This window comes from Enterobacteriaceae endosymbiont of Donacia vulgaris, assembly GCF_012568445.1.
In the GTDB taxonomy this organism is placed as follows: Bacteria; Pseudomonadota; Gammaproteobacteria; order Enterobacterales; family Enterobacteriaceae.
In genome coordinates this window covers 1-5,262 of sequence record NZ_CP046191.1, presented here as the reverse complement: position 1 = coordinate 5,262, position 5,262 = coordinate 1, and the positions used below count along the sequence as shown (strand labels likewise).

Here is a 5,262-nt window from a genome sequence, read left to right as displayed (position 1 = left end):
TTTTAAAATTATGATCTTTTTCTCCATTTTTATAAGATTTATTTTTTTATTTGACGAAACTTTATTTAAATTTTAATAACATTCATATGATTTTTATTATACACATTTTTTTTTTCTTTTCAAGATTTAATTTAAAAAAAAATTATAAATATTTATAAGTGAATATAAAAGATTATAAAGAAAAACATATATTAAACATATATATATAGGTGCTACTTGATATCCCGAGTTTTACTACTTGATATCCCGAGTTTTGCTACTTGATATCCCGAGTTTTGCTACTTGATATCCCGAGTTTGCTACTTGATATCCCGAGTTTGCTACTTGATATCCCGAGTTTGCTACTTGATATCCCTCGGAATATCTCAGAAAGAGGGGAGATTTAGTTAATATCTATTAAATTTTTTTATTAAAAAATTTAATAGATATTTTTTATATTTAAAAAAAAAACTTGACACTGAAAAATAAAACTAGTAGACTAAAATAAATTTTTAGTTAAATAAATATTTTTTTGATTGACATTGAGATTATAAAGTGTTAAACATTCATATATTCTAAGAATAAAAGAATCTCATAGATAGCAAGTAAGTGATTTGTATTTATTTATTTACTTTAATATTTTGAGATAATGAATATAATTGGAAGCTTAAAATAAAAAAAATTTTTTCAAAGATGAGTTTTGTGTATTACACCCATATTAATATAAAAAAATGACAAGCAAAACATAAAATGTTAATATGTGTGGTATTGTATTATTTTATTAAGCTTACATTTTTTTTGTTACACATTTACTTATACTTGATGTAAGTATTTAGTTAAGTAAAAAAAAAGAAAGTAAATACAAAAAATAGTGGTTTTTTTATATAAAATATAAGTTATACTTTAATTTTAAATGCGTAAAAAATTATTTCATAATAGGATTAAATTATTAATTCAAAAGAGCAATATTTTAAAAAAAAAAAAAGAGAAAAATATATCATTTTTTTATAAATCAATTAAATATATAAAAAATAATAGCTTTAATGTAAAAAAATATTTTCCTAATATTTCAAAAAAAAATAGGGCTATACCCAATATTATATTACGTAGTTCTCTTTTTGGAATAATAAAAAAGGGTAATAGAAAATATGAAAAGAATGTTTTAAAAACATCATTAAATGGTTTTTTTATACGTTTTACAGGTGAAAGCTTAGATCAATCTGATTTAGATGTATGGTTAGAATGCTTATATTTATTTACTAAAGTACCTTTAGGAGAGAAAGTAATCTTTTCTACTTATTCTTTTTTAAGATCAATAGATAGAAATACAGGAAAAAAAGATTATGAATGGCTTAAATCATCTTTAATTAGATTATCTATTTGTAGTATAGAAATAACTTATAAAGATGATTTTTATATAGGTCATTTATTACACGAATGGTATAGAAATAATAAAACAAAAAAAAATATTATTTTATTAAATAAAAATATAATATCTTTCTTTATAGATTCTACATGGACAGCTATTTCTTTAAAAGAAAGAAAAAAATTAAAAGGTAAACAATTATCACAATGGATTCATTGTTTTTTTTGTTCTCATAATAATAATCCCTTACCATATAAGGTAAATACCTTAAAACAATTGTGTGGGAGTCATATATTGTTATTATGGAAATTTAGACAAATTTTAAAAAAATCGTTATATGAAGTTTCCCTTGCAACTGGCTGGAAATGTTGGATAGATAAAAATGATATTGTTCATATTATAAAAAAATAAGATTATTTTTTTTTATTTATGTTATTATAAAATCAAATCATTTTCTTTATTTTAAAATATGTCAAAAATTATTAAACAGAACATTTCTTCTGATAAAAATAATAATATTATTATAGACTATAATATTAAAAATTTTCTAAAAGAAAAACCTCAAAAAAAATATTATAAGAGTATTGCTTTTTTAGGTCCTAAGGGTAGTTATTCTTATTTAGCAGTAAAAACTTATATTAATAATACTTTTTTTCAAAAAACTCTTATTAATATAAGTTGTCAAAATTTTACTGAAATTTTTTTATACTTAAAAATTGGAATTATTAATTTTGCAATTATTCCTATATACAATAATTGTACAGGATTAATAAAAGAAGTTTTAACTTTATTTAAAAGTAATATTTTTTTTTTATATATAAAAAAAAAATTTAAATTACCGATAAAACATTGTTTAGTAACTAATAAAAGAAATATAACTTTACATGAAATAAAAAAAGTTTTTAGTCATGTTGAACCATTTAAACAATGTAGTATTTTTATGAATAAATTTCCTAAATGGGAAATAAAATATTGTTCGAGTTCTTCATTTGCTATGGAATATATCAAAAAAAGTTCATTTAAAAACTTGGCAGCTATAGGAAATAAAATTTCAGCTAAATTTTATAAGTTAAAAATTATAAAAACTAATATAACAAATAAAATAGATAATCAAACTCATTTTTTAGTTTTAGGGAAAAAATAGCATATTAATAAATAGTTATTAACAATATAATTTATGATTAATTATCATCAACACAAATAAAAGGGAAGATATTTCCTACAATCCCCTGATCAATTTTTCCAGTAACAAAATCAACATGATAATGTAATGGGTCTGGAAAATACATATTTATTTTAGGAGTTGAAGTCCAAAACATACTAAAAAATTTTTCAACTATAGGCCATCCATAATTACTTATCAAATCATCACCTGGATGAGCATTATAAAAAGCTATTAATTCTTCTTTTGTAGGTAATCGAGCATTTTGAGATTTGCAGAATGCTTCTGCATTAAACCAAGTAAACTTAGCCCAATCTTCATTTAAATAATGATTTACTTGATCTCCAAGACGTTCAACACTTAAAGTAGGTCGTTTAAATTTCATGCCATTAAAAAGGATAAAATCTGGCATATGACCATACATTTTGGCTAAAATATGTTTAGGACTTGTAGGTACTGTAAAAATTAAATCTATTTTTTTTGAAACATAATTATTTGCAATAATTTTAAAATATGTTTTAACTCCAATACCATGAGGATCTGATATTTTAAGTTCTAATTCTCCATTTTTATCTGTCGTTAAGAAAAAATATTTACCATCATAAGATTTTTTATGTGTAATGTCTTCAATATGAATTTCTCCACTATCTTTTCTAACTTCACCATGTTGGTCTACTGCCATCAATTTTTTTATTTCAACATCAGAAAATTTTAATTTTTTACCATGTTTATCATAAACAATTATTAATAATTTAATTGATTCACTAACTTTTGCAGTCAGATTTTTTGGCTCAATTTTTATAACCATATTATCTACGGAGGGGGCAATAAATTCAACTGTATCACTAATGTCTTTAATTACTGTATTATTAACTTTTACTTTTAATAAAGCAAATCCATAAGATGAACTTGTTATAAATGCAGAATAAGTCCCTTTAGGATTTTCATTTACAGGACTTATATGAATATTATGTTTAGCATATGTAGAAAATCTTTCTACAATAAAGCTAACATCTTTTAAATTAGCCAATAATTCATTATCATGATCTCTTGCTTCAAAAACTATTTTTGCCTTTTCAGAAGAATCTATTAATATTCTTTTAGGGTAAATATTCAAAGTTGAATATTTTTTATTTAGTAAAGGAGGTAACACTTTTATTCTCATATAAAATACATCTTTATTACCTAAGACATCAGCAGCAACAATTTTTAATACATAATTATTACTACTAATATTTTGAAAATCATAACTAGGTAAACGTATCATATAATCATTTTTATTATTATATAATCCAACTGATCCACCTCTGTATAAAAAAATATTACTAATATAAAAAAATATGTTACTTATATAATTAACATTACTAACATGCATTTTTAAAAAATGTTGACTTCTAGGTAATCCCAAGATTTCTTTTTTTGCAAATATTTTAATTATATATTTTTTTCTATATTCTAATGTTATGTTATTATTTCTTTCTATAAAGTCATATATATGATCGTAAGATGAAGAAAAGACATCATTAATTTTTGTATGTACTTGATTATGAAAAGAAGAATTTAAATTTAAATTGACACTTATACCAAACTGAAAATTACCTGTTTCTAATGTTTGTAACCTTTTGATATTGAAAGTTAAAAGAGGTATTGGACTATAATCCATAGAGAAGGAAAAAAAGGGAATAGAAGATATTTTTTCATAATTTTTTTTATTAACATTTCTTTTAAACCCTATATTGCCAAAATATTTAGAATAATCTATTTTAAATACTAATTCTGGGATTTTAGGAAAATATCCTTTAATTCTAAAATCTAATCCTGTTGCTGGTTTTGAAAAAAATTCATCATCGTTTATATTGTTATTAAAAAATTTATTGTTATTTAAAGTATCTTTATTAGTATAATGCCACCATCTACTTAAACCATAATACATATTAATGTTAAATTTAATAAATTCTTTCCAAAATTCAAAACCTAAACCTAATCTTGTATTTTCTAACGAAATATCATAATCTAAAAAACTATTTACTCCTAATAAATAATTATTTTCAAAAGAAAATTTTCTTAAACCTAAACCAAAATTATTTTGATTTCTATCATCAGTCTTATGTATACTATTTTGTAGGAACAAAATATAATTATCTTTTTCTATTAAGGATAATAGAAAACTAATTTCTGAATTATTAAAATTTAAATTTTCATCTAATTTGATTTTTATTGAAGTTTTTCCATTTATTTTAAATTTACTAAATAACTTATAAAAACTTGATTGAACTTTTTTATTTATTTCGTAATTAAATTTATCTATAATAATGGATTTTATATTTTCTACAAATTCTTCTTTATTTAAAAAATTTTTTTTTGTTAATAAAAAATAATAAAATGCATTTTTTTGTTTATTTTCTATTTTTTTTTTTGCAAAAAAAGAACTTAATTGATAATTATCTAAATAATTTTTGTTGTTTAAATGTTTTTTTATATTATTCCAAAAAATTTCTGTTTTAGATAAAGGTTTATCAAAGATACTACTATTTTTAATAAATAAATTTTCTTTTTCTAGAATTTCTTTTGTAAGTGTGTCACTTTTTCTTCTTTCTTCTTTTTTTATAAAAAAGAAGTATTCTTTTTTCATTTTTTTAAAAATATAGAAATTTACATCACTAGATTTCTTTTTTAATGTCATTGAATTAATTTTAGGTATAAAAAGACATGTAAAAAAAATAGCTATTATTATTTTTTGCATTTTATTTTTCAT

Annotated in this window: 3 protein-coding genes; 2 read left to right on the top strand and 1 reads right to left on the bottom strand. The window is 20.7% G+C overall.

The genetic code is table 11. From position 1 onward, the window contains the following. The first annotated feature begins 892 nt into the window (after positions 1 to 892). Entirely contained in the window at positions 893 to 1,756 is an 864-nt protein-coding gene (gene trfA, locus GJU01_RS02245) for a plasmid replication initiator TrfA (RefSeq protein ID WP_168868230.1), read from the top strand. 58 nt (positions 1,757 to 1,814) lie between these two features. Continuing rightward, the gene (locus tag GJU01_RS02255; RefSeq protein ID WP_211080609.1) at positions 1,815 to 2,489 is read left to right on the top strand and encodes a prephenate dehydratase domain-containing protein; all 675 of its coding nucleotides are present in this window, start codon (positions 1,815 to 1,817) and stop codon (positions 2,487 to 2,489) included. A 37-nt stretch (positions 2,490 to 2,526) separates the two neighbouring features. Here GJU01_RS02255 and GJU01_RS02235 read toward each other — a convergent pair whose 3' ends face one another. Continuing rightward, positions 2,527 to 5,262 carry an inverse autotransporter beta domain-containing protein gene (locus GJU01_RS02235; protein WP_168868231.1) on the bottom strand — a complete coding sequence of 912 codons (2,736 nt, stop codon included), beginning with the start codon at positions 5,260 to 5,262 and terminating at the stop codon, positions 2,527 to 2,529.